We start from the raw sequence: 26,237 nt of genomic DNA, 5'->3' as shown, positions 1-26,237 counted from the left end.
GGTGCCAGGGGTGTCTGGCCTCGAGAGAGCGGCACGCGAGTCCGGTCAGCTCGACGCAGAGCTGCTCACCGACGACGCCGCGCTCGACGCGCTGACGGCGGAGTGGGACGCGCTCGCGGTCGCGATGCGGATGCCGCTCGCCGCCCCGGGCTGGGTGCTGGCGGAGTGGCGCAACCTGCGCGCACCGGAGACGGTGCCGCGCGTCGTCGCCGTGCGCGAGAAGGGCGCGCTCGTCGGACTCGTGCCGTTCTGCACCGAGCAGCCGCCGCGCGGCCGCGTCGACTACCGCCTGCTGACCGGCGCGACGCCGGAGATCAGCCCGCTCGCCGTCCCCGGGCGCGAGTGGGAGGTCGCGGCCGCCGCCGCGGGCGTGCTCGCCGAGGCGACGCCGCGCCCGGACGCGATCGCGCTGGAGGGGATGCCGGTCGCAACGCAGTGGCCGACCGCGCTGCGCCTGCAGTGGCCCGGCCGCGTCCGCCCCGTGCTGCGCCAGTACTGGGTCCAGGGCCGGCCGACCGTCTCGCTCGCGGCCGGCTCGTTCGACGCCTGGCTCGCCTCCAAGAGCTCGAACTTCCGCGGCCAGATGCGGCGGATGCGACGCGACTTCGCCAGAGCCGGCGGGATCTCGCGCGCCGCGACCCAGGAGACGCTCGCCGACGACGTCGCCAGCTTCCTGAGACTGCACCTCGGCCGCTGGGAGGGGCGCGGCTCGTCGAGCCTCTCGGACGTCGCCAGCCAGCAGGAGCTGTTCGTGCAGGTCGGGCGCGAGCTGCTCGACAGCGGTCGCTTCCGCCTGCGGGTGCTGGAGCTCGACGGCGAGCCGATCTCGGCGCAGCTGTTCGGCGAGGCCGGCGGCGAGGTCGTCTACTGCAACGGCGGCTGGGACGAGCGCCACGCGCGCCTGCGTCCCGCGATGCTGGGGATCCTCGACGCGCTGGAGGAGTGCTTCGAGCGCGGCGACCAGCGCCTCAACCTCGGTCCCGGCGAGCAGCCGTACAAGCTGCGCTTCGCCGACGGCAGCGACCCGGTCGCCTGGAGCCTGTTGCTGCTGCCCGGCCGGCGGCTGCCGCTGACCCTCGCGCGCGTGGCGCCGATGGTCGCCTCGCGCGAGCTGCGCGACTTCGCCAAGCGCGTGCTCGACGACGAGCAGAGCGACCGCCTGCGCGACCTGCGCAGACGGATATCGCGCGCCTCGTCGGACGCCTGACGACGCGCTACGATCCGGCGCCATGGCGCCGACACGGACGAACGACCACGCGGCCAGAGCGAAGGCGGCCGCGCGCAGCCTGCTCGGCAAGACCTACGAGGCGGCGGCGCGCAACGACCGCGTCCGCAGACTCGTCTACTCGCTGCGCAACCGCAACCTCTTCGGCGGGATGGCTCAGCACGACCACATGCTGGGCGACCCGATCCGCGTCGACACCTACCACGCCGCGATCGAGAAGCACGTCAGAGACGGCGACGTCGTCGTCGACCTCGGCACCGGCTCGGGCGTGCTCGCCTTCTTCTCCGCGCGCGCCGGCGCCAGACAGGTGCACGCGATCGAGCACGGCCCGATGGCCGACGCGGCCGAGGCGGTCGCCGCCGACAACGACATCGACAACGTCCAGCTGCACCGCATGCACAGCAGCGAGTTCGAGCTGCCGGAGAAGGTCGACGTGATCGTCCACGAGCAGATCGGCGAGGCGCTGTTCGACGAGCGCGTCGTCGAGAACGTCGGCGAGCTGCGCGACAGAGTGCTCAAGCCGGGCGGCCTGATCCTGCCCGCGAGACTGGCGCTCTACATCGAGCCGGTGCAGGTCAGAGACGGCGCGCGGCGTCCGTACGCGTGGCAGCAGAGACTGCACGGGATCGACTTCCGCGCGCTCGAGCCGTTCGCGCGCAGAGAGCCGCAGTCCTACCACTACACCGTGCTGCGGCCCTTCCCGTTCGAGCAGTTCCTGACGGCGACCGAGGCGGTCGTCTCGGTCGACCTGCACACCGCCACGACCGCCGACCTGCCGCAGCAGATCTCGTGGCGGCGGAAGGTCGTCAGCGACGGGGTCCTCGACGGCTTCGTCGTCTACTTCACCGCCGCCTTCGACGACGAGCTTGCGATCAGCTCCAGCCCGGCCGACCCGTACACGCACTGGGGCGGGCCGCTGCTGCGCGTCGAGAGCCGGCCGGTCAGAGCCGGCGACGAACTGGAGTTCGCGCTGGCGGCGAAGGAGCTGTCGGCGCCGTCGACGTGGGAGTGGACGGTCACCGTCCACCCCGCCGGCGGCGAGTAGGCCGGCAACCGTCCGGGCGCGGCGCGACGAGCGCCGCGCGTCCGGCTAGGACCGCAGCCCGAAGGCGCGCTCGACGGCCTGCAGCGTCCGCTCGGGATCGTGCGAGGCGCGCATCTCGGCGCGGCCGGTCGTGCCTTCGCGGCGGCGCCGCTCTGGATCGTCGCGGTACTCCGCGAGCGCCGCCGCGAGCGCGGCGGGGTCGTGCGAGGGCGAGACGATCGTGCCGCCACCGGGCGGGATCAGGCCGAGCGCTCCCTCTGGGTCGGTCGCGATCACCGGCACCCCGACGAGCTGCGCCATCACGATCACGCGCGGCGCGCCCTCGGTCGGGCTGGGCGCGAAGACGAGCGCGTCACAGGCCGACAGGAACGCCTCGACGTGGCCGCGCACGTTCGGCGCGAAGCGGACGCGGTCGCCGAACGGCGCGGCGCGCTCGCGCAGCGCCGGCTCCTGGTCGCCCTCGCCCGCGAGCACCATCAGCACGTCGCCGTCGAGGTGCTCCATCGCGTCGATCACGACGTCGTTGCGCTTGCGGACCTGGAAGCGCGAGATGCAGCCGAAGACCGTCGTCTGCTCGCCGGCGCCCCACTCCGCGCGCAGCCGCTCGCGCGCGGCGGCGTCGAACTCGACCTCGTCGACGTCGACGAGGTTCGGCACCACGACGACCTTCTCGGCCGGCACGCCGGCGTCGATCACCGTCTGCCGCGTCCCCTCGGAGACGGCCATGATCGCGCGCGCTCGCCGCGCGGCCAGCGCGTACAGCCGGCGCGGGATCCCGCTGCGCAGGTTCGGCGGCACCGGCCCCCACTCGGCCCACACGATCTCGCCGGTCAGCCGTCTCGGCAGCAGCGCGACGAGCAGCTGCTCCTTCTTGAAGTGGACGAAGGTGACGCCGACGGGTCCCGCGGCGCGCAGCGCTCGCGCGATCCGCCACAGCGTGCGCGGCGTCTCCAGCGCGACGCGGCGGATGCTGCGGCGCGACAGCTTCGGGCCGAGGTCGATCGCCTGCACCGGCACCTGCGTCTTGGCCGCGATGTCCGGCACGTTCGTCAGCAGGAGCACGTCGTGGCCGCGTTGGCGCAGCGCTTCGAGCAGATCGGCGTTGGCGTACTCGGCGCCGCCGCGCTCGCTCGTGGTCTGGAGGGAGACGATGCGATTCGCGGACACGCGCCGGCATACTATCCGGAGTGCTCAGCACCCAGGTGATCGACGACCCGGCCGCGCTCGCGCCCCATCTCGAAGCCTGGGACGCGTTGGCGGTCGCGCACGGGCGGCCCTTCTGCGCGCCGGCGTGGATGCTCGCGTGGTGGCGCGAGGGACGCACGGGCGAGACGCGGCTGCGCGTCGTGCTGGTCCACGACGACGGCGAGCTGGTCGCCGTCGCGCCCTTCTTCGCCCAGGTCGGCCGCTTCGGCCTCGCCGAGTACCGCCTGCTGGCCGCCGGCTTCTCGCACCGCATCGGCGTGCTCGCGCGCGCCGGCACCGAGCAGGCCGTCGCGCGCCCGCTGGCGCAGGCGCTCGAGACGCTCGACCCGCCGCCGGCCGCGGTCGTCTTCGAGGGGGTCGATCGCGACGACCCGTGGCCGGCGCTGCTGCGCGCCGCGTGGCCGGGCCGCCTGAAGCCCCAGCAGCGCCGCGACGTCGAGATGGAGGCGCCGTGGATCGAGGTCGGCGGCGACTTCGACGGCTGGTTCGCGCGCCGTGGCAAGGGCTACCGCAAGCAAACGCGCCGGGCTGACAGACGGCTCACCGAGGAGCAGGTTCAGACGCGCGTCACGCGCGAGCCGGCGGCCGTCGAGACGTTGATGCGGCTCCACCACCAGCGTTGGGACGAGCAGGGCGGCTCGGCCGTCCCCGCCGAGTCGGGCCGCATCATCGCCGAGGCGACCAGCGCGCTGCCCGACGAGCGCATCGGCGTCGTGCTGCTGGAGGCGCCGACGGGGCCGATCGGCGCCGAGCTGGCGCTGCGCGCCGGTGACACGATGGCCTTCTGGAGCGGCGGCTTCGATCCCGCCTGGGCGCACGTGTGGCCCGGCAACAAGGCGATGCTCGTCGCGCTGGAGCAGGGCGCCGCCGACGGGGTCCTGCACGGCGACCTCGGCGGTGGCACCAGCGAGTACAAGCAGCGACTGGCCGACAGCGACCGCCCGCTGCTGTGGTGCACGCTCTATCCGCGCGGCCGCCAGTGGCCGGCGATCCGCCTGTGGCGTGCGCCCAAGCACCTGCGCTACGCGGCGCGCGAGGCGGTCCGCCGCATGCCGCCGACGCGCCAAGAGCAGATCCGGCGCCTCGTGCGCCGGGCGCGTTGACGCTCTTTTTCCTGCTCCACGGGGTTTTCGAGCAATGGCGCAGCCGCTGACGCTGCCCTAGACTCCCGCCGCCAAACCCCGGATGTCCGATCAGATGATGAGCGCCCCCGCTGCCCCTCCGCCGGTCCCCTGGCCCCACGTGGTCGTGCTGGAACCGCACAGCGCGGGTCTGGCGGTCACGCGCCGCATGGTCGCGCGCGGGGGACGCGTGACGGTCGTGACGGAGCCGGGCCACTCGTGGGAGACGCGCAGCCGCGGCGTCGAGTCGGTCGTCGAGCCGTTCGACGGCGGCGCCGGCTGGCTGGCGGCGCTGCGCAGCATCGCGACGAGCAGCGGCGAGACGGTCGTGCTGCCCGCGACCGACCGCGGCAGCGAGCTGCTCGTCAAGGCGCGCGACGAGCTGCCGGCCAACCTGCTCGCGTTCGAGCGTGCGCGCGGCAGCAGCCACCTCGCGCTGATGGACAAGCAGACGGCTGACGCGATCGCGCGCCGCGCCGGCGTCAACGTGCCGTGGACGACGAGCATCCACGACGCCGCCGAGCTCGAGGCGGCGCTCGCGCAGGCGCCGTGGCCGTGCGTCGTGAAGCCGATCCTGTCGCACGAGTGGCGGATGAGGTACGGGGAGGAGCGCACCTTCCTGGTGGAGGAGGCCGCGAAGGCGCGCGAGCTGCTCGCCCAGCCGCTCGCCGACGGTCTCGGGATGCTGCTGTCGCAGTACATCCCGGGCGGTGACGACGATGTCGAGGAGGCGATCCTCGTGCGGCTCGCCGACGGCAGCTACCCGGTCGCGTTCGGCTGTCGCAAGCTGCGTCAGTACCCGCGCGGCTTCGGAGCGACGGCGCTCGGCGTCTCCTCGCCGCTGGTCGAGACGACCGCGCTGGCCAGACGCGTGCTCGACGAAGCCGGCTTCGTCGGCGTCGCCGGCGTCGAGACGAAGCGCCACGCCGTCACCGGCGAGCGCTGGTTCCTGGAGGTCAATGTGCGGATGCCCGCGCAGTGGGGGCTCGGCGACGCCTGCGGTGCCGAGGCGACGCCGCGGCTGGTCGCGGCGCTCGCCGGCCGGCCGCTCGGCCCGGCGCCGACGCCGCGCGAGGGCGTGCGGATCGTGGTGCCGGACATCGACGTGCGCGTCTGCAGGGGCCTGCTGCGCGAGGTGCCGGCGTGGCGGCGGCCGGCGCTCGCCGCGCAGCTGGTGCGGCCGTGGTTCGGAGCCGGCGAGGTCGGCGTGCTGAACATGCGCGATCCCGGCCCCGGGCTGGCCTGGGTCAGCACGATCGCGGGGCGGCGCGTACCTGCGCGTTTGCGCAAGGACCGCTAGCGAACTCTCGCACCTCACCGCCTACCGCTTGACAAAGCGGTGTGTCGGATTCACTGTCAGAGATCCAAAATGCGCTCATTCCTCATCATCCTGCTTGCCGGCGTCGCGCTGGCCGTGCCCGCCGCCGCCCAGGCCGCGACCACGCTCTACCCCGACATGCGGACGATGCCGCCGCGCAACCTGCAGCTCGACAGAACCGACGTCAGCGTCGACAGATCGGGCGTGATTCACAACGTCCTGCGCTTCTCCAACACCGTCTACAACGCGGGCGAGGGGCCGGTCGAGATCCGCGCGACGATCAATCAGAGACTGAATCCGCCGTCAGGCCAGGCCTATCAGCGCGTCTACGACGACCTCGGTGGATTCAGAGACATCCTGCTGACGGGCAGCACGCTCTATTACCACGACGTCCACGTTCATTACCACTTCGACCACTGGGGTGAGTACCAGCTGTGGACGAAGAGAGAGTTCGACGCGTGGGTCGCCAGCGGCCGCACGGTCGGCGCGCCTGACCTCGTCGGCACGAAGACGACCAGCTGCGTCACCGACGAGGAGTTCGCGCTCACGACGCCGTACGCCGTCTGGCCGGAGCAGTACCCGCCGGAGAAGTGCATGCCCGACGCCAACAACGTGATCGCGCAGGGCCTCTCGACCGGTTGGGGCGACACATACGACTACTACCGCTCCGAGCAGTGGGTCGACCTCGGCACCAGCAGACTGGCCGACGGCACGTACGTGCTGCGCTCGGTCACCGACCCTGAGAACCTCGTCGCCGAGAGCGAGGGGATGGGCGACGCGGACCGCGAGAGCCCGCTCAGAAACGAGGCGATGACGACCTTCGTCATCTCCGGCGGCCAGATCGTCGACAGCGACGCTCCCAGCGGCACGGTCACGATCAACCACGTCGACAGAGTCACGACCACGTCGCAGGTGCGCCTCGACGTGCTCGGCCGCGACGACGTCAGCAGAGTGAGAACGGTCAGAGTCTCCAACGACGGCGTCACCTGGGCGACCTTCTCGAACACCTCCGAGGACTCCAACTACCAGACGCTCAACTGGGATCTGGCGAACAGAAGCTACGGCGGCCACGACGGCACCGGCGAGCGCACCGTCTGCATCCTCTTCCAGGACAACGCCGGCCGCTGGAGCCCGGTCATCACCGACACGATCGACTACCAGCCGCCGACGCCGCCGAGACAGCCGACATCGGCCTACGGCAGAGCCGTCGCGGCCGACGCGCCGGTCTCGTGGTGGCGGCTCGCTGACCAGTCGGGCAGCCCCGCCGTCGACCAGCAGTCGGCCAACGCCGGCATCTACGGCGGGACCGTCACCTACGGCGAGCCGTCGCTGATCGGCGGCGACACCGGCAACAAGTCGGCCGCGTTCAACGGCGTCAACGGCACGGTCCGGGTCAACGACTCCAACTCGCTCGACCTCAGATCGGCGATCACGCTCGAAGCGTGGATCAAGCCGAGCAGCATCCCGTCCAGCGGCAACTTCGCCTCGATCCTCACGAAGGCCGAGTCGTACACGCTCCAGTTCAACGGGCCGAGACTCGAGTTCACCGTGATCCAGAGCGGCACCCGTCGCCGCGTGCAGGCCCCGGCCGGGACGATCGTCGCGGGCAGCCCGTACCACGTCGTCGGCACCTACGACGGCGCCAACCAGCGGCTGTACGTCAACGGCACGCAGGTCGCGACCGTGGCGCTGACCGGCGCCGCGTCGGTCACCAACAACCCCCTGCAGCTCGCCTCCTGGGACGGCACGCTGGAGTTCTTCAGAGGGACGCTCGACGAGGTCGCCGTCTACGGCACGACGCTGAGCGCCGCGCAGGTCAGAGCGCACTTCGACGCCGCCTCGACGGCGACGCTCGATGCGCCCGACAACCTCACCGCGGCCGCGACCTCGACTTCGCAGATCGAGCTGAGATGGCATCTCAACTCGACCGGTGAGACCGGCGTCGTGGTCGAGCGCAGCAGAGACGCCGCGTTCACGTCGCCGACGAGCCAGAGACTGGCCGCCAACACGACGACGCTGCTCGACGGCGGCCTCGCCGCGGGCACGACCTACTGGTACCGCGTCAAGGCGGTCACCGACAGCGAGTCCTCGCCGTGGTCCGACGTCGTGCACGCCTCGACACCGGAGCCGGCTTCCTACCGCGCCGAGGTGCTCGCCGACCTCCCCGTCTCCTACTGGCGGCTGAGCGAGACGAGCGGCACGATCGCCGGCGACGAGACGGTCGCCAACCCCGGCCAGTACTCGGCCGTGACGCAGGGCGTCCCCGGCCTGCTCGCCTCGACGACCAACGTCGCCGCCGGCTTCAACGGCAGATCGTCGGAGGTCCGCGCCGGCCATACCGGCACGCTCGACATCACCGGCGCGCTGACGATCGAGGCGTGGATCAAGCCGACGAGCATCCCGGCGACCGGCGTCTACCGCTCGATCGTCACGAAGACCGATGCCTATACGCTCGAGTTCTACGGACCGTACGTTGAGCTGTTGTTCGTGCAGGCCGGCCAGAACGTTCGCGTGAGAGCGCCGGCCGGCGCGATCGTCGCCGGCAACACCTATCACCTCGCGGGCACCTACGACGGCAGCGCCCTGCGGCTCTACATCAACGGCGTGCTGGTCGCCACGACCGCTCGCAGCGGCCCGATCGACAGCAACCTGAACGCGTTGCGAATCGGCAGCTGGGACGGCATCAACGAGTGGTTCGCCGGCACGGTCGACGAGGTCGCGCTGTACAGAACGGCGCTCAGCGCGTCGCGGATCGCCGCCCACTACAACGCCGGCAAGCCGGGGCTCGCCGCCCCCAGCGGCCTGACCGCGACGGCCGCCTCGGCGACGAGAATCGACGTCGCCTGGAGCGACAACGCCAGCGCCGAAAGCGGTCAGACGCTTCAGCGCAGCACCAGCTCCGACTTCTCCTCGCCGACGACGATCCCGCTCGCGGCCAACGTCCAGTCATACGCCGACACGACCGTCAGCGCCGGCACGACCTACTGGTACCGCGTCCGCGCCGAGTCCGGCGACACCAGCTCGGCATGGTCCAACGCGGTCTCCGCGACGCCGCCGGCGGCGACCTCGTACGCAAGCGTCGTCAGCGCCGACGCGCCGGTCTCGTGGTGGCGGCTGGGCGAGAGCTCGGGCATTGTCGCCGCCGACGTGCAGGGCGCCAACGGCGGCACGTACGTCGGCAGCCCGACGCTCGGCGCGACCGGCCTGCTTCCGACCGTGACGGGCAACTCCGCCGTCACCTTCAACGGCAGATCGAACTCCGTCAGAGTCGCCGACGCGAACTCGCTCGACCTCACCAGTGCGATCACGCTCGAAACGTGGATCAAGCCGACGAGAATCCCGTCGAGCGGCAGCTTCGCCTCGGTCGTGACCAAGCCGGAGGCGTACTCGCTCCAGTTCAACGGCACGAGACTGGAGTTCACCGTCATGCAGAGCGGCATGCGCCGCCGGCTGCAGCTGGCGGCGGGCGCGATCGTGACCGGCACGACCTACCACGTCGTTGCGACCTACGACGGCGTCAACCAGCGGCTGTACGTCAACGGCACGCAGGTCACCAGCCGCGCGCAGACCGGCGCGGCGACCGTCACGGCGAACCCGCTGACGATCGCCTCATGGGACGGCGGCTCGGAGTGGTTCAACGGAACCGTCGACGAGGTTGCCGTCTACAGAACGGTGCTCGACGCCACGCGCGTCAGAGCGCACTACGACGCCGGCACGAGAAGCTGAGCGAGCGGCGCGGCATGCGGCCGCGCCGCGGCGTGCTGCAGGCGCGACGAACGGGCGCGCCGCGTGGTGCGGCCGCCGCGCCGACCATCTAACCTCCGCGCGGTGCGACCGCGCGAAGGACGACGATGAGCCGGCGCCTGCTGCTGGTCGAGGAGGGTGGCGGCGGCGGGGTCGCCGACTACAGCGGCGAGCTGGCGGCAGCGGTCGCCCGCGCCGGCTGGCAGGTCGACGTCGCGACCGCGCGTGACCATCGCTATCCCCCGGCCCCCGGCGTTCGCCTCCACCGTCTCTTCCCGTACGTGCGCGGGAGCAGCGCCGCCGGCCGCGCGGTGCGGCGGCTGCGGCTGTCGAAGGCGGTCAACGGCGCCACCCACTTTGCCGCGAACGCGCCGGTGCTGCGGCTGGCGCGGGCCGCCGACGTCGTCCACGTGCAGGGCGGCGAGTGGGCGCCGCTCGGCGCGCTGCAGGCGCTGCTGGTGCGCGCCGCCGGACGGCCGCTGGTGTGGACGCCGCACAACACCTTCGAACGCGGCGAACGCGCCTACGCCCGCTCGCGCGAGCTGACCGACCGCTGCGCCGCCGGGCTGATCGTCCACTCCGAGTTCGACCGCACGCTGCTCTCGCCGCTCGCCGCCTCGAAGGCGACGGTGATCCCGCACGGCGAGTACGGCGGCCTTGCCCGCCGCGGCGCGCCGGACGCCGACCCCGCCGCGGCGCGCGCCGCGCTCGGGCTGCCGGCAGACGCGACGGTCGCGCTGCTGTTCGGCCAGCTGCGCGCTGACAAGGGCGTGCGCGATCTGCTGCTGGCCGCGCGCGAGCTGCCCGCGCTGCACGTCGTGCTCGCCGGCAAGGACGAGGGGGTGTTGGCGCAGGTCGCTGATCTGCTCGCCGAGCCGGCCCTGCGCGAGCGCGTGACGGTGCGCGAGGGATTCGTCCCGAGCGAGCAGGTCGGGCCGCTGTTCGCCGCCGCCGACGTCGCCGCGCTGCCGTACCAGCGCGCCAGCGCCAGCGGGGTGCTGCTGCTCGCCTACGGCTACGCGCGGCCGGTCGTCGCGTACCCCGTCGGAGGCCTGCCGGAGTACGTCGAGGACGGCCGCAGCGGCTGGCTGTGCCCGGCGGCGACGCCGGAGGCGCTGGCGCAGACGCTGCGCGCGGTGATCGAGGCCGGCCCGCAGGAGCGCCGCGCCCGCGGCGAGGCCGGGCGCGCGATGTCCGACGAACGCTTCGGCTGGGACGCGATCGCCGCCACGACGATCGCGCTCTACGAACGGCTGCTGGCCGCGCCGCGCCGCTGAGCCCACGCGGCAGCGCCCGCGGCTCAGCACGCGAGGCGCGCGACCCATACAATGCGGGTCAGAGGGCGCGTAGCTCAGTGGGAGAGCGCTCGCTTCACACGCGAGAGGTCGGTGGTTCGAAACCACCCGCGCCCATCCAGCAGGACGAACGTGAAACCCCGCCGGCGGCGGGGTTTCGTCGTTTCGAGCAGGCCGTTCAGCCGCGTCTGACGCTCTCGCAGTCGCGCGCGACCCTGTCGCCGCGGTCGGCGATCACGAGGTCGCGACCGGCGCCGCAGCTGACGTGATCGGCGTTGCGACGGCGGCTGCCGTCGCGGGTGTCGATGCGGTCGGCGCCGGGGCCGCCGTCGAGCCGGTCGATCCCCGCTCCGCCGTGAAGCCGGTCGTCTCCCTTTCCGCCGAGCAGCAGGTCGTTGCCGGCGCCGCCGAAGAGGCGGTCGTCGCCGCCGCGACCGTCGATCAGGTCGTTGCCGCCCTTGCCGTCGATCGTCTCGGCGCGCGCGCTGCCGGTCAGCGTGTCGCCGCGGCGGCTGGCCGTCACCGGCGCGATCGTCGCCTCGATCGGGATCGTGTATCCCGAGCCGCCCCGCACCGGCAGGTTGAAGGTCCATCTGAACGTCCCGGCCCTCGTCGGCGTCCCTTGCAGCACGACCCAGATGCCGTCCGGCGCGGGGAAGCGGCTGTAGGTGATTCCGGGCGGCAGCGCGCCGTCGACGATCGACAGCGGCACGACCGGATAGCCGAAGGCGTTGCAGATGTGGATTCTGTCGCCCGTCCAGCTCTCGCCGACACGGCCCGAGACTCCGCGATTGCACTCGAGGCGGGGGTCGCTCGGAGGCGTCGCCTGCTCCCAGCTGACCGTCACCCGCGCGCGATCGCCGGTGCCGCCGCTGGAGGCGGCGACGCTGAAGCTGCTGCCGCCACCGCCGCCGCCGGCACCACCGCCGCCGCCCCCGCCTCCGCCGCCACCGCCGAAGTAGCCTCCGCCCCCGCCGCCGCCGGAGCTGCCGACGACGGTGTAGCCGCCGCGACCGCCGACCAGCACGGCACCGCCGACGCCGTCGCCGGCACCCGGGCTGTCGCCGCCGCGGCCGCCGCCGCTCGCGTTGGTGCCGGCGCCGCCGCCGCGCCCGTACGACTGGTAGAAGAGCGAGGTCCCGCCGTTGCCGCCGTTGGCGCCGCCGTCGCCGCCGGCGCCGACGTGCTCTTCGGCGCAGCCGCCACCGCCACCGCCGCCGGCCGCGACGACCAGGCGCGAGGGGTTCGCGCCGGCGGTGCGCACCTCGGAGGCGCCGCCGCCTCCGCCGCCGGCGCCGAGGCCGCTGCCGCTGGCGCCGCCACCGTTCCAACCGCCCGTCGCGGGGCCGATCGTGTGGCCGTTGTCACCGTTGCCGCCGACGAAGATCTGCAGCGAGCGCGTTCCGGCGGGCAGCTGCACCGTCGAGACGATCTGCGCGCCGCGGCCGCCGGCACCGCCGCCCTGGCACTGGCCTTGGCCGTAGTTGCCGCCGCCTCTGCCGCCGACCGCCTCGACGCGGACCGATCTGACGTCGTCGGGCAGATCGAGCTGCTGCGGGCTGCCGGTGAAGTCGAATGTTCTCGTCACGGTCGTCGCCTGCACGCGAGGGGGCGTGTCCGAGAGCGCGGCGAGCGCCGGCGCTGCGGGGAGGACGGTGAGCACAGCACTGGCGCTCAGCGCCAGCATGCGGGGCACGGCAGGCGATCTGAACGGCATCGCGAGTCCTTTCGCGGGAAATGTGGGGGATTCGTTCCCGGCGCGCCACCTTACTGGAGGGTCTCGCGCCTGAAGCGAGCGTGGTCAGAGCGGACGCGAATGCGCGGCCGGACGCGGCGCGAGCGCGGTCAGCGAGCGAGAGCGCGGCCGGTACGGCGGAGAGAAATCACCACGAAACCTTCGCCATCGGGCCAAGGTGAGCGGCCCCCGAGTGGCGCATCATCATGTCCATCTCCTCCTCTGAAGGGCCGGGTCCAGGCAACTGGGCTCGGCCCTTCGCCCTTCTTTCGGTGTGGTCCGTTGCGGGATTCGGAGGGATGCGAGCGACGCGGCGGGACCGGGATTTCCGGGGCCGGTCCCGCCCCGTCCGCGCCGGCGCCGCTCAGGCGGAGCCGGGCACCGACGCCGGGAACTCCGGCCCGAACGGCGGCGCCTGGCCGCAGCCGAGGTAGGAGTCGGTCGCCGCCGGCGGGGCCGTCTGGAAGGTGAACTCGCCGCGCACCGTCACGAGCGCGCCCGGCGGGCAGGTCATCGCCTCGATGAAGCCGCGTCTGACGACTCGGCCGCGCTCTCTGACCTTGACCGTCATCCCGCCGACGGTCGCCTTGAACTGTCTCAGCGACGTCACCATGCCGTCGCTGAGCTCCTGCAGCCCAGGCGGCACCGGCAGTGTCAGACGGAAGCCGTATCTGCCGCCGCGCAGCGCCGTGAACGGCGCGTTGATCATGTCGCGGATCACGACCGGGTTGTCCGTCGCGAAGTAGAACAGCATCGAGCGGCCGCCAGGGCCGTTGTAGACGTCCATCTTCAGTCTCGCCGTGACGCTGATCGCGGTGCCAAAGGCCCAGCCCTCGCCGATCTTGGAGCCGCGCGGGCACGCTCTCGGCGCGCCTCTGAGCGCCGCCAGCCGCACCGGATCGCAGCTCGGGAAGTATCTGCCGTTGACGCGCGCGCCGTGGGTGAACGACATCACGATTCTCGTCGTCGTCGCCGGGAAGACGCCGTCGATGTCGTCGCCGACTATGCGGCCTTCCATCGTCAGCCTGACGTTCTGCGGCGTCGTCGGGAAGCCGGTCAGCGCCGGCGTGACCGCGCCGCTGAGCGCGACTGAGGTTCTCGCGCCGGCGGGCGCGGAGGCGCCGAGGAGGCCGCCGGCCGCCACGAGCACCAGCAGTGCGGCGCCGCGGATCGGTTGAAAAACACGCATGTACCGAGCTTACCCCGAGATCTGGCCCGCGTGGGAAGAAGTTCGTGCGCCCGGTCCCTTCGATAGGCTCGTCCTCATCCAGAGTCAGGACGCCAGCGGCCTGCCCCTTCTCACGCGAGGAGTATCGTTAGGGGGCCCTCACGCGCTGCACCACGAAGGGGACGAAAGGAGCGTGATCGACGATGGCGACCTATCCGCGCCGTGACGAGCTGGCCGGCCTCAGACGGTCAGAGATCCTGAAGGCGTCGCCTCGCATGTTCGAGTCCAACCTGCTCGACAAGCTCTCGCGCGTCCACTGGAGCGTTCCGGCCTTCATCTTCGGTCCCGCGATCGCGATCGCGCTGGCGCTCTCGATCGACCAGATGACGCTGTGGCAGATCCCGCTGTTCGTCGCCGGCGGTTACCTCTTCTGGACGCTGACCGAGTACTGGCTGCATCGGATCGTCTTCCACTTCGAGCCCGAGGAGGGCATCGGAGCGCGGCTGCACTGGATCATCCACGGCGTCCACCACGACCACCCCAACGACCCGCTGCGGCTCGTGATGCCGCCGTCGGTCAGCGTGCCGCTCGCGGCGCTCTTCTTCGCGCTGTTCGTGGCCGTGCTCGGCACGCCCGAGGCGTACGCCGCGTCGGCCGGCTTCTGGGGCGGCTACCTCTTCTACGACCTGACGCACTACTACCTCCACCACCTGCCCGGCGGCCGCAAGCCGACGGCGTGGATCCCGCGCAAGCTGCACGAGGCGCACATGCGCCACCACTTCAGGGAGCACGACAAGGGGTATGGCGTCAGCGCGCCATTCTGGGATCACGTCTTCGGGACCGCAACAGGCGGTTCTCGGCGGAATCCCACACAGCGATAGCGGCTGTCGTACGACAGGCGATATCGGCCCTCCATTTCCCCGACTCACGCTCTAGCGTGGGTCCGTGCACACGACCACGGTCCGCTTCTCGGGCGAGACATGGGCTCAGCTGAAGGAGGTCTGCGAGCGGGACGGCATCGCCACCGCGCAGTACATCCGCGAGGCGACGATCGCGCGCTTGGCGCAGAGTTCGCAGCTGCCCCAGGTCGACCGTCAGGATCGTGAGCTGGAGGAGCTGCGCGGCCGCGTCGAGCGGATCGAGCGAGCGCTCCAGCGCCGCATCCCGCGCTGAGGCACCGGCGCGCGACCGGCGCGCGACGCCACACCGCTTCCCACATCCGAGTTGTTCGATGGCGGCTGTCGTACGGCCGGCGCCATCGCCATTGGCGACACTCCGGAAGTCGGGTAGCTTCGTCGCCGTCAGGGGCGCTCGGTGCAGGCGAGCCGATTGCGACGCCGCGAACCGCCGTCTCCCCCACGGCGGGCGAAGCCGCGCCTCCCGACACGCCGCACCTGCGGCGTCCCGGCTCCTACTCCCCTTGCGGAGCCGGGACGCCGGCGGCACCTGGGCGCGCGATCAGCTCGCGCGCACGACGACGAGCGAAGTGCCCGGACTGACCTGGTCGCCGACGCCGACGAGCACGTCGACGACCTCGCCCGCGACCGGCGACTCCAGCGCCGTCTCCATCTTCATCGCCTCGAGCGTCAGCAGTCGCTGGCCGGCGTCGACGCGGTCGCCGGGGCGGACCTCGACGAGCCAGACGCTGGCCGACAGCGGCGCCTCTATCGCGACCGCGCCCGGCGGCAGCACGAGCGCGCCGGCACCGGCGCCGTTGCCCGGCACGGCCGCGACCGGCTCGGGACGGGGATCGAACTCGCCGGCCGCCTGCCACGCGGCGCGCTCGGCCGCGAACGCCTCCGTCTGCCGTGCACGGAAGGCGTCGATGTCGTCGCGCTCGCGCTCGAGGAAGTCGAGGTGGTCGGCGAGCGTGAAGCTGCCCTGCTCGATCTCCAGCTCCAGCCGGCCGGCGTCCATCTCCGCCCGCAGCTCCAGCAGCTCGTCGGCCGCGACCGGATGCCAGCGGATGCGGTCGAAGAAGCGCAGCAGCCACGGCGTGTCCGCTTCGAAGGAGGCCGCCGCCGCGCGGTAGCCGCTCCAGATCTGGACCGTGCGCCCGACGAACTGGTAGCCGCCGGGCCCCTCCATGCCGTAGATGCAGAGGTAGGCGCCGCCGATCCCGACCGCGTTCTGCGGCGTCCACGTGCGTGCCGGGTTGTACTTCGTCGTGACGAGGCGGTGGCGCGGATCGAGCGGCGTCGCGACCGGCGCGCCGAGGTAGACGTCGCCGAGGCCGAGCACGAGGTAGTCGGCGCCGAAGACGGTGCGGTGGACGTCCTCGACGCTGTCGAGCCCGTTGACGCGGCGGATGAACTCGATGTTCCACGGGCACCACGGCGCGTCCGCGCGCACGCCGGCCATGTAGCGCGCGGTCGCCTCGCGCGTGGCGGGGTCGTCCCACGACAGCGGCAGGTGGACGGTGCGGCTCGGCACCTGCAGCTCACGCGTCGCCGGCAGCTCCAGCTCGAGCGACTGCGCCAGCGCGAGCAGCCGCCGCGGCGGCAGCAGGTCGGGATCGGCGTGGAGCTGCAGCGAGCGGATCCCCGGCGTCACGTCGAGCAGCCCGCGCGGCGCCTCGGCGGCGATCCGCTCGGCGAGCGCGTGGACGCGCATCCGCAGCCCGAGGTCGAGCACCATCGGCCCGTACTCGACGAGCAGGTTGTCGTCGCCGGCGCGGCGGTACGTGACGGCCGGTGTGTCCGGCGTCGCGTCGCGCCGCGCGAGGATGCCGTCGTCGCGGGGCGCCGGGGCGAGGGCGCGGAGCGGGCGGCGCGGCGGCGCGGCAGGGCGCGCGGCGGACGCCGGTGCCGGCAGCGCGGCGCGCAGCTCCGCCGCTGCCTCCTCGGCGACCGACACGAAGCGGACCGTGTCGCCCGGCCGCAGCTGACCGAGCTTCCAGCGCTCCGCCGTCACGACCGTCGCGGGGCAGACGAAGCCGCCGAGGCTGGGGCCGTCGGGACCAAGCAGGATCGGCAGGTCGCCGGTGAAGTCGACGGCGCCGATCGCGTACGGCGTGTCGTGGATGTTGGACGGGTGCAGGCCGGCCTCGCCGCCGTCGGGCCGCGCCCAGCGCGGGCGCGGACCGATCAGCCGCACGCCGGTGCGGGCGGAGTTGAAGTGGACCTCCCACGCGGTCGCGTAGAACTGCTCGACGTCCGCGCGCGTGAAGAACTCGGGCGCGGCGTGCGGCCCCTCGGTGACGGCGATCTCCCAGGCACCGTCGGATGGGAGCGCGATCGCCTCAGCCTGCTCCCGCGTGCCGCTCGGCGCGCCGCCCGGCGTCAGCACGTCGCCGACGCGCAGCGCGCGGCCGCCGTGGCCACCCATCCCGCCGAGCGTGAAGGTCGCGGCGCTGCCGAGGTGGCGCGGCAGGTCGAGGCCGCCGGCGACGAGCACGTATGCGCGCAGGCCGCGGCCGCGCAGCGCGCCGACCTCCAACAGCCCTCCGGCCGGTACGTCGACAGGCTCCCAGCAGGGGACCGGCTGGCCGTCGAGCAGCGGCTGCGCCTCCGCGCCGGTCACGCAGACCGTGGTGGCGGCGGTGAAGCGCAGCGCCGGCCCGTCGAGCGTGCATTCGAGGCCGGGGGCGCCCTCGGGGTTGCCGAGCGCGCGGTTGCCGAGACGGAAGGAGCGGTCGTCCATCGGGCCCGACGGCGGCACGCCGACCATCCAGTAGCCGATGCGACCGGGCCAGTCCTGCACGGTCGTCAGCGTGCCGGCGCGCTCGACCTCGATTCGCGGCTCGTCGTCGTGGACGGTCGCGAGCGTGGCGGTCGAGTGGCGGGCGGCGGCGAAGTCGGGGGCGGCGAGCGCCGCGCGCAGCAGGCCGAGGTTGGTGCGGACGCCGTCGATGCGGGTGCGCGCGAGGCCGTCGGCGAGTCGCGCGATCGCCTCGGCGCGCGTGGCGCCGGTCGCGACCAGCTTCGCCAGCAGCGGGTCGTAGGCGGTCGAGACCTCGGTGCCGGTCGTCACCCAGCCGTCGACGCGCAGATCGGCGGGCAGCTCGACGTTCGTCAGCAGGCCGGCGCTGGGCCGGTGGTCGTGCGCGGGATCCTCGGCGTAGACACGCGCCTCGACCGCGTGCGCGGCGAGCGCCCGGGCGGGCGCTTCAGTTGCGTCGAACATCCCGGCGTCGCCCTGCGCCAGCCGCAGCATCCAGTCGACCAGGTCGATCCCGCGCACCTCCTCGGTGACCGGGTGCTCGACCTGCAGACGCGGGTTGACCTCCAGGAACGAGAGCTGCTCGCGCTCGGCGTCGTAGAGGAACTCGACCGTGCCGGCGGAGCGGTAGGCGACCGAGGCGGTCAACGCCACGGCGGCAGCGTGCAGCCGCTCGCGCAGCGCGTCGGGGAGGGCGGGAGCGGGCGCCTCCTCGATCACCTTCTGGTTGCGCCGCTGCAGCGAGCAGTCGCGGTCGCCGAGCGCGAGCACGCGGCCGGCGCCGTCGCCGAAGACCTGCACCTCGACGTGGCGGGCACGCGCGACCCACCGCTCGAGGAAGATCCCGCCGCCGCCGAAGCTGGCGGCGGCGACCCGCTCGACGCGCGCGAAGGCGTCGGCCAGCTCGGCGGCGTCGTGGCAGGGCGCCATCCCGATCCCGCCGCCGCCCGCGGTCGCCTTCAGCATCACCGGATAGCCGATCTCCGCCGCCGCGGCGAGCGCGGCCGCGACGCCGGGCAGCGGCGTGCTGCCCTCCACCATCGGCACGCCGGCCGCGCGCGCCAGCTCGCGCGCACGGTGCTTGTCGCCGAACTGCTCCAGCTGCTCGGGCGTCGGTCCGACGAAGGCGATCCCGGCCGCCTCGACGGCGCGCGCGAAGGCCGCGTCCTCCGACAGCAGCCCATAGCCCGGATGGATCGCGCCGGCGCCGCTCGCCTGCGCCGCCGCGAGGATGCGGTCGGCGCGCAGGTACGACTCGCGCGCAGGTGCCGCTCCGACGTGGACGGCGGCGTCGGCGAGCGCGACGTGCGGCGCGCCGCGGTCGGGGTCGGAGAAGACCGCGACGGTGCGCAGACCGCGCGCCTGCGCGCTGCGGATGATGCGGCAGGCGATCTCGCCGCGGTTGGCGACGAGCAAAGCAAGCTTTGCACTGGAAGTTCCACGACGGCCCGCCACGGGACCACCGCGACCGGGAACTTCCGAATCCTCGATGCTCACGGCTGCGTGACCACCATCCGCACCGGCGTCGGGTCGAAGCCGTTGCAGGGGTTGTTGACCTGCGGGCAGTTGGAGACGAGCACGAGCGTGTCGCGCTCGGCCCGCAGCGTCACCGTCAGCCCAGGTGAGGAGAGCCCGTCGACGATCCCGAGCGTGCCGTCCGGCTCGACCGGCACGTTCATGTACCAGTTGATGTTCGAGACGAGGTCGCGCTTGCCGAGGCCCCACTTCGCGCCTTCGCGCAGGAAGTTCTCGACGCACGCGTGCTGATGCTTGGTGTGGTGGCCGTAGCGGAGCGTGTTCGACTCCTTGCTGCAGGCGCCGCCGAGCGTGTCGTGGCGGCCGCACTCGTCGGCGACGACCGTCATCAGCGGGGTGCCCTCGAACGTCCGCAGCACGCTGCCGGTCGTGAGGAAGATCGAGCCCTGCTGCGCGATCGTCTCGGCGGCGCTGTAGCGCTGCTCGCGGTCGTGCGCGTCGTAGAGGATGCAGTCGACCGCCTGGTTGCCGCCGAGGTCGACGATGCTCAGCAGCTGCCCCGCCTCGACGACGGCCGACCACGGCGCGCGCGCCGGCACGGTCTCGTCGAGCACGATCGCACCGTCCGGGAGGGTGCCGAGCTGTTGCTCCTGAGCGGGCTCCGCGGGGGTCATGCGAGCCCCCGCGCGTCGGCGTAGTCGGCGGTGTTGAGGAAGGCGCGCTCGGACTCCGGCGTCGCGCTCCAGAGCGGGTCGCCGGGCTGCGTCGGGCGGTCGCGCCAGGCGTGCAGCGCCAGCGTCGAGCAGGTGTAGCTGTCGCGGCCGTCGAGCGGGTGCGGGACGTTGGCGACGAGCACGACCAGCGGCAGCTCCGCGCGCAGCTCGACGTGGGCGCCGGCGCCGGCCGAGCCGTCGAAGCGCAGCGCGCCGTCGGGCTCGACCTTCACGCCCTGGAAGAAGGAGAGGCTCGGCGGGATGTCGCGCGGGGCGAGGCCGTGCTTGGAGGCAGCGAGCACGAACAGCTCGCGGCCGGCCGGCGCGGGGCCGTGGGCGAGGCCGCCGTCGGCGCTGTAGCGACGCGCGTTGGCGTCCCTGCTGGAGGTGCCGCAGAGTGCGTCGTGGTGGCCCGAGGTGTCGGCGACGATGCTCGCGAGCACGCGCCCCTGGTCGGACAGCAGCGGGTGGCCGGCGCCGAGATAGGCCTGCCACGGGACCTTGACGGTGTCGGCGACGTTGAGCCGCTCCCATGGCTGGTCGGCGTTGTAGAGCAGCACATGCGCGCACGCGTCGCCGTGCAGGTCGGTCAGCCGCAGCGTCGTGCCGCGTGCCAGCACGCGGCTGGCGTAGCCGCCGCCGGCGACCGTCTCGGCCCACGTCAGCCGCTCCTGCGGAACCCCGTCTGGCAGGCCGCTCGCCGAGCGCGCCGGCAGCACCGGCATCGCCTCGGCCGTCGCGCCGGCCTGGGCGCGCGCATGGTCACGGGCGCCGTGCGTCGTCGCCGTCGTCGAGCTCATCTGCTGGCCTCCGCCGGCCCGGCCGTCGCCCATGCCCGCCGCGCAGCGGACCGGGGGAGCCGCTCTGCTTGATTGGTCATACCTAGCGAGGATAGGTATGACCAAGGTCGGACTGGTTCTACATATGGACGAAGATCCGACCCGGGCGCTGCGCCATCTGGCGAAAGCGGGCGGCTACGCGTCGCGGCGCAGCAGCGAGAGGCGCACGTAGCGGTCGTTGACGCTCACGCGCGAGAAGGCGATCGTCTCGTGATCGCGCGAGAAGTGCGTCTCGATCAGCTCGATGTACGGCTCCCCGGCCGCCAGCTCGAGCCCGATCGGGTCGCCCTCGACGGCGACGCGGGGAACGATCTCGGCGGTCGCGTAGTCGATCGGGGCGACGCAGTTGCGCTCGACGAAGGTGAAGGTGGAATCGGCCTCGCGGATCTCCGACGGCGCCACTCTGAGGCGGCCGAGCGGGATCGTGTCACTGACCCTGATGACCGGCTCCCCGCCGGCGCGCAGCAGCCGCTCGACGATCAGACATGCTGCATCTTCAGCGATTCCGAGCGGTCCGGCGGCCTCTGCGGGGACAGTCGCGAAGCGATGCTCCTGCGGATCGACCGACGGCTCGTGGCCGCACTGCGCGATCAGGGCGGTGAACGGGATCAGGCGGTTGAGCCGCATCGTCGAGCGCAGCAGGTGCGTGTTGACGAAGGTGCCGCGGCCGCGACGGCGCGAGACGACGCCGTCGGCCTCCAGGCTCGTCAGCGCCGCGCGCAGCGTCGTGCGACTGACGCCCAGCAGCACCGACAGCTCGGCCTCGGGCGGCAGGCGGCCGTCGGGGAAGCGGTCAGCCTGGATCGCCTCCAGCAGCGCGTCGCGCGCTCGCTCCGACAGCGAGCGCGTCTCCAACCGTTCGACACCGCTCTGCGAAGACGACTGGACAGGATCGCGCATTGGTCATACTTTAGACGAATGGCCGACGGAACGATCGATCTCACAGCGGTGGCGCTCGCGGCGCGCGAACGTGCCGCGGCCCCCGACCAGGCGGGCGCGTGGATCGCGCTCGCGGACGAGGCGCAACTGCGTGCCCGCGCCGTGGAGCTGGCCGCGGCCGACCCCGCCGAGCTGCCACTGCTCGGCATGACCTTCGGCGTCAAGGACAACATCGACGTCGAGGGCTGGCCGACGACCGCCGCCTGTCCCGCGTTCGCGCGCGTCGCGTCCCGCACCGCGCCCGCGGTCCAGCTGCTGCTCGACGCCGGCGCGATCCTGATCGGCAAGACCAACCTCGACCAGTTCGCGACCGGCCTCGTCGGCACGCGCTCGCCGTACGGGACGCCGCGCAACGTGCTCGACCCGACGCTCGTGCCGGGCGGCTCCAGCTCCGGTTCGGCGATCGCGGTCGCCGGGGGAGCCGTCGACATCGCGCTCGGCACGGACACGGCCGGCTCCGGTCGTGTGCCGGCTGCCCTGAACGGGATCGTCGGCCTGAAGCCCTCGCGCGGCCTGGTCTCGACCGGTGGCGTCGTACCCGCCTGCCGCTCGCTCGACTGCGTCTCGATCTTCGCCCGCGACGTGCGCGATGCCGCGCGCGTGCTCGACGTGATCGCGGCGTTCGATCCCGAGGATCCGTTCAGCCGGGAGGCGCCGTCCGTCGTCGCCTCCCCGGCGCCCAACCTCGGCGTCGCCGCGCCGGCCGCCTCGCCCGCCATGCCCCGCGTCGGCGTCCCCGCCCTCTCGCCCGCCGACTTCGCCGGCGACGCGCTCGCGCGCGATGCCTTCGCCGCCGCCTGCGAGCAGCTGGCGGCGCGCGGCGCCGAGGTCGTCGCGGTCGACGCGGCGCCGCTGATGCGCGCCGGCGAGCTGCTGTACGGCGGCCCGTGGGTGGCAGAGCGGGCGGCGGCGGTCGGCACGTTCATACGCGAGCACCTCGACGAGGTGCTGCCGGTGACGCGCGAGCTGATCGTCAGAGGGTTCGAGCCGTCGGCGGTCGCGGCGTTCGAGGCGCAGTACGAGTTGGAGGCGCTGCGCGCCGCCACGCGCGCCCTGTTCGCGCGCGAGCGCCTCGACGCGATCGCGCTGCCGACGATCCCGACGCTCGTGACGGTCGCCGAGGACGCCGCCGAACCGCTTGCGCGCAACGCACTGCTCGGCCGCTTCACCCACAACGCCAACCTGCTCGACCTGGCGGCGCTCGCGCTGCCGGGCCCGCTGCGCGCCGACGGCGGCCCGGCGAGCGCGATGCTGCTCGGCCCCGCCTTCTCCGACCGTGCGCTGCTGGCGATCGGCGCGCGCTTCACCGGCGAGGAGGTTGCCGCCGCAGCCTCCGACGCCCTCGCGGCAACCGCCCCCGGTTCCGGCGCGGCCCCCACCGACGAGATCGAGCTGCTCGTCGTCGGCGCGCACATGTCGGGCATGCCGCTGGAGCCGCAGCTGCGCGGCCTCGGCGGCCGTCCGCTCGACCCGGTCACGACCGACACCGGCTACCGCATGCTGGCGCTCTCCCACCTCGCCCCGCCGCGCCCCGGCCTCGTCGCCGACCCGGCCGGCGCCGGCGGCCTCGCGGGCGAGCTGTGGGCGCTCCCGCCCGCCGGTCTCGGCAGACTGCTGACGCTGCTCGCCTTCCCGCTCTCGCTCGGCCCCGTCCGCCTCGCCGACGGCCGCCTCGTGACCGGCTTCCTCTGCTCCCCCGACGTCCTCCCCGACGCCCCCGACATCACCGCCCACGGCGGCTGGCGGGCTTACACGGCAGCTACCGCTGGCGAGACTGTGGCGAGCGGGTAGTACCGCTGGTAGCATCGGCGGTATGAAGCTCAGCGTGAGCCTGCCCGACGATGACGTCCGCTTCCTCGACGAATACGCGGCGACGCATGCCTTCCCGTCTCGCTCAGCTGCGCTCCAGCAGGCGATACGTGCCCTGCGCCTGTCCGAGCTGAACGACGCCTACGGCGCCGCCTGGCAGGAGTGGGAGGAAGGCGGCGACGCCGAGGCATGGGAGTCGACCACCGGCGACGGGCTCTGATGCGCCGCGGGGACGTGCGGATGGTCGAGTTCGAGCCGGTTCGCGGCGCCGAGGCGAACAAGCGGCGCCCGGCGATCATCGTCAGCAACGATGCCGCCAACGCGACTGCGGCGAGACTCGGTCGCGGCGTCCTCACCGTCGTCCCGGTCACCTCGAACGTGACCCGCGTCTACCCCTTCCAGGTGCTGATCCCGGCCGGCAGCAGCGGCCTCTCACTGGACTCGAAGGCCCAAGCCGAACAGGTCCGCTCAGTTGCGACCGAGCGCATCGGTCCCCTGCTCGGGCGGCTCCCTGCCGGCACGATGACCTCGCTCGACGAGGCGCTGCGACTGCATTTGGCGCTGTAGCGACGCGCCCGAGAAAAGCGGAGAGAGAGGGATTCGAACCCTCGGACCGAGTTACCCCGGTCACACGATTTCCAGTCGTGCCCGTTCAGCCGCTCCGGCACCTCTCCGTGCTGTGTTACGGCGACGGTGAAGGGTACAGGCCGGGCGCCCGCGACGCTCGCTAGACCTGCCAGGCGCCGCCGCGAAGCACGGGGACGCGCTCGCCGGCGGCGGTGATGCCGGTCACGTCGACGTCGTCGCCGCCGATCATGAAGTCGATGTGGATCAGGCTGTCGTTGACGCGCGCGACGTCGTCCTCGCCGACGGCGAAGTCGAAGCCGCGCCCGAGCGCGATGTGACTGGCGGCGTTCTCGTCGAGCAGCGTGTCGTAGAAGACGGTCCCAAGCGGGCCGATGCGCCCCTCGCGGTCGACCAGCGCGACCTCGCCGAGGCGGACGCCGCCGTCGTCGTGCGAGGTCAGCTCGCGCAGCGTCTCCGCCCCCTGCTCGGCGTCGATCTCGACGGCGCGGCCGCCCTCGAAGCGGACCGTCAGCCCTCTGATCGTCGCGCCGCCGACCAGCAGCGGCTTGGTCGAGCGCACGATGCCGTCGGCGCGCAGCGGGTCGGGGGTCGTGAAGACCTCCTCCGACGGCAGGTTCGGCGCGTGCGGGATCCCGGCGGCGGTCTCGAAGGCCGCGCTGATCCAGTTGCTGCTCGGCAGCAGGCCGATCGTCAGGTCGGTGCCCGGTCCCTCGAAGTGGATCGCGTCGAAGCGGGCGTCGGTCAGGCGGCCGGAGACGGCGACGAGCGTCGCCATCCGCTCTCTCCACGCGGCGACGGGGTCGTCGGTGTCGAGGCGGCAGACGTGGACGATCTCCTCCCACAGCTTCGCGAGCGCCGCGTCGGGCTCGAGCGACGGGTGCACGAGCGCGGCCCAGCCGGGCGTCGGGCAGGGGCCGATCGTCCAGTTGGTCGTGCGCTCGTTGACGACCTTGCCGGCCTCGCGCAGCGCCTGCGACTTGTCGCGCCCGACGCGCGCCGGGTCGAGGTCCTCCAGCAGGCCCGGCTCGACCGGGCCGGTCAGCGCGATGCGAGCTGCGCGCGCGTCGCCCAGTCTGAGGATCCGCTCGCCGAGCCATGGCGGGACGGTCTCGAGCGCTTCGTCGCTGCCGAACTCGATCCGCGCGCGGCGCACGTGGATGTCGGAGTAGGTGACCTCGACAAAGCTGGCGCCGGCTCTGTACGCGCTCGCCGCGACGGCGCGCGTCAGCGGCTCCTTGCCGATCTCCGAGCTGACCGCGACGACCTGGCCCGGCTGCACATTGGCGCCGAAGCCGACGAGCAGTTCCGCGAGGCGCTGAAGCGTCGTGGCGTCGGACATCGCGTGCTCAGCGGCTACTTCGGCGAGGGGACGTCGCAGCCCGCTCTGGCGACGAGTGCTCTGATCTCGTCGGTCTCCGCGGGCGTTCTGTGGTCCTCGTCCTCTCTCGGGTAGTCATCCTCGTTGGTGAGGAAGTCACTCGGGTAGAGGCCTCTGCACAGACGCGAGAGCTCGTGATCGTCGAACCCCTTGGCAGCTTGGACGAGCTCCGCGCGCGCCTCTCTCTGCTCGGGCGTGATGTCGGCCTTCGTGCCGTAGGAGCAGCCGCCGATCGCGAGCGCGGCCAGCAGGGCGAGAGGGAGGAGACGTCGAGCCATCACCACGGAACGCTACCGGTCCGGCGTCCGCGGCGCCTCGTGCGCCCGCGCGCGCTGCCGTAGTCTCCCGCGCATGGATCCGGATGCCGTCGAGATCCGCGTGCTCGGCTGCCTCATCGAGAAGCAGCGGACCACGCCGGACGCCTATCCCCTCTCGCTCAACGCGCTGCGCCTCGCCTGCAACCAGTCGACCAATCGCGACCCGGTCGTGCAGTACGACGAGAGCGTCATCCGCGACGCGCTGCAGCACCTCTACCGCCGCGGCTGGACGCGCCTGACCAGCGGCCACGGAAGTCGCGCCGCCAAGTACCGCCACCTGCTCGACGAGGCGCTCGGGCTCAGACGCGACGAGATCGCGCTGCTGGCGGTGCTGATGCTGCGCGGCCCGCAGACGCCCGGCGAGCTGAAGCAGCGCGTCGAGCGGATGCAGCACTTCGACGACCTCACCGCGGTCCACGCGACGCTCGACGCGCTGATCGCCGCCGGCCGCGTCGCGCGCCTGGAGCGGCGGCCGGGGCAAAAGGAGGAGCGCTACCAGCAGCTGCTCGGCGGCGAGGAGGCCGAGCAGGTCGCGACCGCGCCGCCGATGCGCCCGGCTCCCGTCGCCGCGTCATCGGCGCCGGCCGCGTCCGGCCCCGCCGCGTACACGGCATCCGCCTCCGTTCCCGCGGCCGCCGCGCCCGCCGCCGGCCCCGCGGCG

The 26,237-nt window shown here is 73.0% G+C and carries 21 protein-coding genes and 2 tRNA genes; 13 read left to right on the top strand and 10 right to left on the bottom strand.

The annotated features are described in order from the left end of the window. Positions 1-10: 10 nt before the first annotated feature. Together R7226_RS18555 and R7226_RS18550 are read left to right on the top strand one after the other, a co-directional pair. Positions 11-1,207: a GNAT family N-acetyltransferase gene (locus R7226_RS18555; RefSeq protein WP_318598734.1), complete on the top strand. Its 1,197-nt coding sequence runs from the start codon at positions 11-13 to the stop codon at positions 1,205-1,207. Positions 1,208-1,229: 22 nt separating this feature from the next. Next, positions 1,230-2,270, top strand: a complete 1,041-nt coding sequence (locus R7226_RS18550; RefSeq protein WP_318598733.1) for a 50S ribosomal protein L11 methyltransferase — start codon at positions 1,230-1,232, stop codon at positions 2,268-2,270. 45 nt (positions 2,271-2,315) lie between these two features. On the opposite strand, the gene R7226_RS18545 is transcribed toward R7226_RS18550, so the two are convergent. Then, positions 2,316-3,437 carry a glycosyltransferase family 4 protein gene (locus R7226_RS18545; RefSeq protein ID WP_318598732.1) on the bottom strand — a complete coding sequence of 374 codons (1,122 nt, stop codon included), beginning with the start codon at positions 3,435-3,437 and terminating at the stop codon, positions 2,316-2,318. A 20-nt stretch (positions 3,438-3,457) separates the two neighbouring features. On the opposite strand from R7226_RS18545, the gene R7226_RS18540 reads away from it, so the two are divergent. The 5 genes from R7226_RS18540 (at position 3,458) to R7226_RS18520 (ending at position 11,071) form a co-directional block, all read left to right on the top strand. Beyond that, positions 3,458-4,579, top strand: a complete 1,122-nt coding sequence (locus R7226_RS18540) for a GNAT family N-acetyltransferase (RefSeq protein ID WP_318598731.1) — start codon at positions 3,458-3,460, stop codon at positions 4,577-4,579. A 97-nt stretch (positions 4,580-4,676) separates the two neighbouring features. After that, positions 4,677-5,897 (top strand): hypothetical protein, encoded by a 1,221-nt coding sequence (locus R7226_RS18535; protein WP_318598730.1) that lies wholly within the window; start codon positions 4,677-4,679, stop codon positions 5,895-5,897. A 69-nt stretch (positions 5,898-5,966) separates the two neighbouring features. After that, positions 5,967-9,641, top strand: coding sequence for a LamG-like jellyroll fold domain-containing protein (locus tag R7226_RS18530; RefSeq protein WP_318598729.1), 3,675 nt, complete (start codon positions 5,967-5,969; stop codon positions 9,639-9,641). Positions 9,642-9,766: 125 nt separating this feature from the next. Continuing rightward, positions 9,767-10,936 carry a glycosyltransferase family 4 protein gene (locus R7226_RS18525; RefSeq protein ID WP_318598728.1) on the top strand — a complete coding sequence of 390 codons (1,170 nt, stop codon included), beginning with the start codon at positions 9,767-9,769 and terminating at the stop codon, positions 10,934-10,936. A gap of 63 nt (positions 10,937-10,999) precedes the next feature. Continuing rightward, a tRNA-Val gene (locus R7226_RS18520) sits at positions 11,000-11,071 on the top strand. Between the two features lie 61 nt (positions 11,072-11,132). Here the strand turns inward: R7226_RS18520 and R7226_RS18515 are convergent. Next, positions 11,133-12,671 (bottom strand): calcium-binding protein, encoded by a 1,539-nt coding sequence (locus R7226_RS18515; RefSeq protein WP_318598727.1) that lies wholly within the window; start codon positions 12,669-12,671, stop codon positions 11,133-11,135. Positions 12,672-13,053: 382 nt separating this feature from the next. Continuing rightward, positions 13,054-13,878, bottom strand: a complete 825-nt coding sequence (locus tag R7226_RS18510) for a hypothetical protein (protein WP_318598726.1) — start codon at positions 13,876-13,878, stop codon at positions 13,054-13,056. Between the two features lie 182 nt (positions 13,879-14,060). On the opposite strand from R7226_RS18510, the gene R7226_RS18505 reads away from it, so the two are divergent. Both R7226_RS18505 and R7226_RS18500 read left to right on the top strand, forming a co-directional pair. Beyond that, complete coding sequence (locus R7226_RS18505) at positions 14,061-14,738, top strand: sterol desaturase family protein (protein ID WP_318598725.1); 678 nt, start codon at positions 14,061-14,063, stop codon at positions 14,736-14,738. Between the two features lie 64 nt (positions 14,739-14,802). After that, positions 14,803-15,030 (top strand): hypothetical protein, encoded by a 228-nt coding sequence (locus R7226_RS18500; protein ID WP_318598724.1) that lies wholly within the window; start codon positions 14,803-14,805, stop codon positions 15,028-15,030. A gap of 285 nt (positions 15,031-15,315) precedes the next feature. Here the strand turns inward: R7226_RS18500 and uca are convergent, their stop codons facing one another. The 4 genes from uca to R7226_RS18480 form a co-directional block, all read right to left on the bottom strand. Next, positions 15,316-18,933 carry an urea carboxylase gene (gene uca, locus R7226_RS18495; protein WP_318598723.1) on the bottom strand — a complete coding sequence of 1,206 codons (3,618 nt, stop codon included), beginning with the start codon at positions 18,931-18,933 and terminating at the stop codon, positions 15,316-15,318. A 77-nt stretch (positions 18,934-19,010) separates the two neighbouring features. Next, positions 19,011-19,667, bottom strand: coding sequence for an urea amidolyase associated protein UAAP2 (locus tag R7226_RS18490; protein ID WP_318598722.1), 657 nt, complete (start codon positions 19,665-19,667; stop codon positions 19,011-19,013). After that, positions 19,664-20,506, bottom strand: coding sequence for an urea amidolyase associated protein UAAP1 (locus tag R7226_RS18485; protein ID WP_318598721.1), 843 nt, complete (start codon positions 20,504-20,506; stop codon positions 19,664-19,666). Before R7226_RS18485 ends, R7226_RS18490 begins: the two co-directional genes overlap by 4 nt. Before the next feature lie 174 nt (positions 20,507-20,680). Beyond that, entirely contained in the window at positions 20,681-21,445 is a 765-nt protein-coding gene (locus R7226_RS18480) for a GntR family transcriptional regulator (protein WP_318598720.1), read from the bottom strand. 18 nt (positions 21,446-21,463) lie between these two features. On the opposite strand from R7226_RS18480, the gene atzF reads away from it, so the two are divergent. Genes atzF through R7226_RS18465 form a run of 3 tightly spaced genes read left to right on the top strand, consistent with a single transcriptional unit; the run spans position 21,464 to position 23,860 of the window. Then, complete coding sequence (atzF, locus tag R7226_RS18475) at positions 21,464-23,275, top strand: allophanate hydrolase (RefSeq protein WP_318598719.1); 1,812 nt, start codon at positions 21,464-21,466, stop codon at positions 23,273-23,275. A gap of 22 nt (positions 23,276-23,297) precedes the next feature. Further along, positions 23,298-23,513, top strand: coding sequence for a ribbon-helix-helix domain-containing protein (locus R7226_RS18470; RefSeq protein WP_318598718.1), 216 nt, complete (start codon positions 23,298-23,300; stop codon positions 23,511-23,513). Then, positions 23,513-23,860 carry a type II toxin-antitoxin system PemK/MazF family toxin gene (locus R7226_RS18465; RefSeq protein ID WP_318598717.1) on the top strand — a complete coding sequence of 116 codons (348 nt, stop codon included), beginning with the start codon at positions 23,513-23,515 and terminating at the stop codon, positions 23,858-23,860. Before R7226_RS18470 ends, R7226_RS18465 begins: the two co-directional genes overlap by 1 nt. Before the next feature lie 18 nt (positions 23,861-23,878). On the opposite strand, the gene R7226_RS18460 is transcribed toward R7226_RS18465, so the two are convergent. From R7226_RS18460 to R7226_RS18450, 3 genes are all read right to left on the bottom strand, one after another. After that, positions 23,879-23,967: transfer RNA gene (locus R7226_RS18460), tRNA-Ser, on the bottom strand. A gap of 53 nt (positions 23,968-24,020) precedes the next feature. Next, positions 24,021-25,220 (bottom strand): aminopeptidase, encoded by a 1,200-nt coding sequence (locus tag R7226_RS18455; RefSeq protein ID WP_318598716.1) that lies wholly within the window; start codon positions 25,218-25,220, stop codon positions 24,021-24,023. 14 nt (positions 25,221-25,234) lie between these two features. After that, positions 25,235-25,537: a hypothetical protein gene (locus R7226_RS18450; protein WP_318598715.1), complete on the bottom strand. Its 303-nt coding sequence runs from the start codon at positions 25,535-25,537 to the stop codon at positions 25,235-25,237. 73 nt (positions 25,538-25,610) lie between these two features. Between R7226_RS18450 and R7226_RS18445 the strand changes: the two genes are divergently transcribed. Beyond that, on the top strand, positions 25,611-26,237 hold a 627-nt coding region (locus R7226_RS18445; RefSeq protein ID WP_318598714.1), incomplete at its 3' end, for a YceH family protein.

This window comes from Conexibacter stalactiti, from assembly GCF_033542075.1.
Taxonomy (GTDB): Bacteria; Actinomycetota; Thermoleophilia; order Solirubrobacterales; family Solirubrobacteraceae; genus Conexibacter; species Conexibacter stalactiti.
This window is presented reverse-complemented; position numbering and strand designations above follow the sequence as displayed.

Bases quoted from the DNA above. Each gene is read 5' to 3' on its own strand.
- R7226_RS18470 (WP_318598718.1), top strand. From the start codon at position 23,298: ATGAAGCTCAGCGTGAGCCTGCCCGACGATGACGTCCGCTTCCTCGAC.
- R7226_RS18510 (WP_318598726.1), bottom strand. From the start codon at position 13,878: ATGCGTGTTTTTCAACCGATCCGCGGCGCCGCACTGCTGGTGCTCGTG.
- R7226_RS18455 (WP_318598716.1), bottom strand. From the start codon at position 25,220: ATGTCCGACGCCACGACGCTTCAGCGCCTCGCGGAACTGCTCGTCGGC.
- R7226_RS18490 (WP_318598722.1), bottom strand. From the start codon at position 19,667: ATGACCCCCGCGGAGCCCGCTCAGGAGCAACAGCTCGGCACCCTCCCG.
- R7226_RS18480 (WP_318598720.1), bottom strand. From the start codon at position 21,445: ATGCGCGATCCTGTCCAGTCGTCTTCGCAGAGCGGTGTCGAACGGTTG.
- R7226_RS18550 (WP_318598733.1), top strand. From the start codon at position 1,230: ATGGCGCCGACACGGACGAACGACCACGCGGCCAGAGCGAAGGCGGCC.
- R7226_RS18465 (WP_318598717.1), top strand. From the start codon at position 23,513: ATGCGCCGCGGGGACGTGCGGATGGTCGAGTTCGAGCCGGTTCGCGGC.
- R7226_RS18530 (WP_318598729.1), top strand. From the start codon at position 5,967: ATGCGCTCATTCCTCATCATCCTGCTTGCCGGCGTCGCGCTGGCCGTG.
- R7226_RS18450 (WP_318598715.1), bottom strand. From the start codon at position 25,537: ATGGCTCGACGTCTCCTCCCTCTCGCCCTGCTGGCCGCGCTCGCGATC.
- R7226_RS18505 (WP_318598725.1), top strand. From the start codon at position 14,061: ATGGCGACCTATCCGCGCCGTGACGAGCTGGCCGGCCTCAGACGGTCA.
- R7226_RS18535 (WP_318598730.1), top strand. From the start codon at position 4,677: ATGAGCGCCCCCGCTGCCCCTCCGCCGGTCCCCTGGCCCCACGTGGTC.
- R7226_RS18485 (WP_318598721.1), bottom strand. From the start codon at position 20,506: ATGAGCTCGACGACGGCGACGACGCACGGCGCCCGTGACCATGCGCGC.
- R7226_RS18515 (WP_318598727.1), bottom strand. From the start codon at position 12,671: ATGCCGTTCAGATCGCCTGCCGTGCCCCGCATGCTGGCGCTGAGCGCC.
- R7226_RS18525 (WP_318598728.1), top strand. From the start codon at position 9,767: ATGAGCCGGCGCCTGCTGCTGGTCGAGGAGGGTGGCGGCGGCGGGGTC.
- atzF (WP_318598719.1), top strand. From the start codon at position 21,464: ATGGCCGACGGAACGATCGATCTCACAGCGGTGGCGCTCGCGGCGCGC.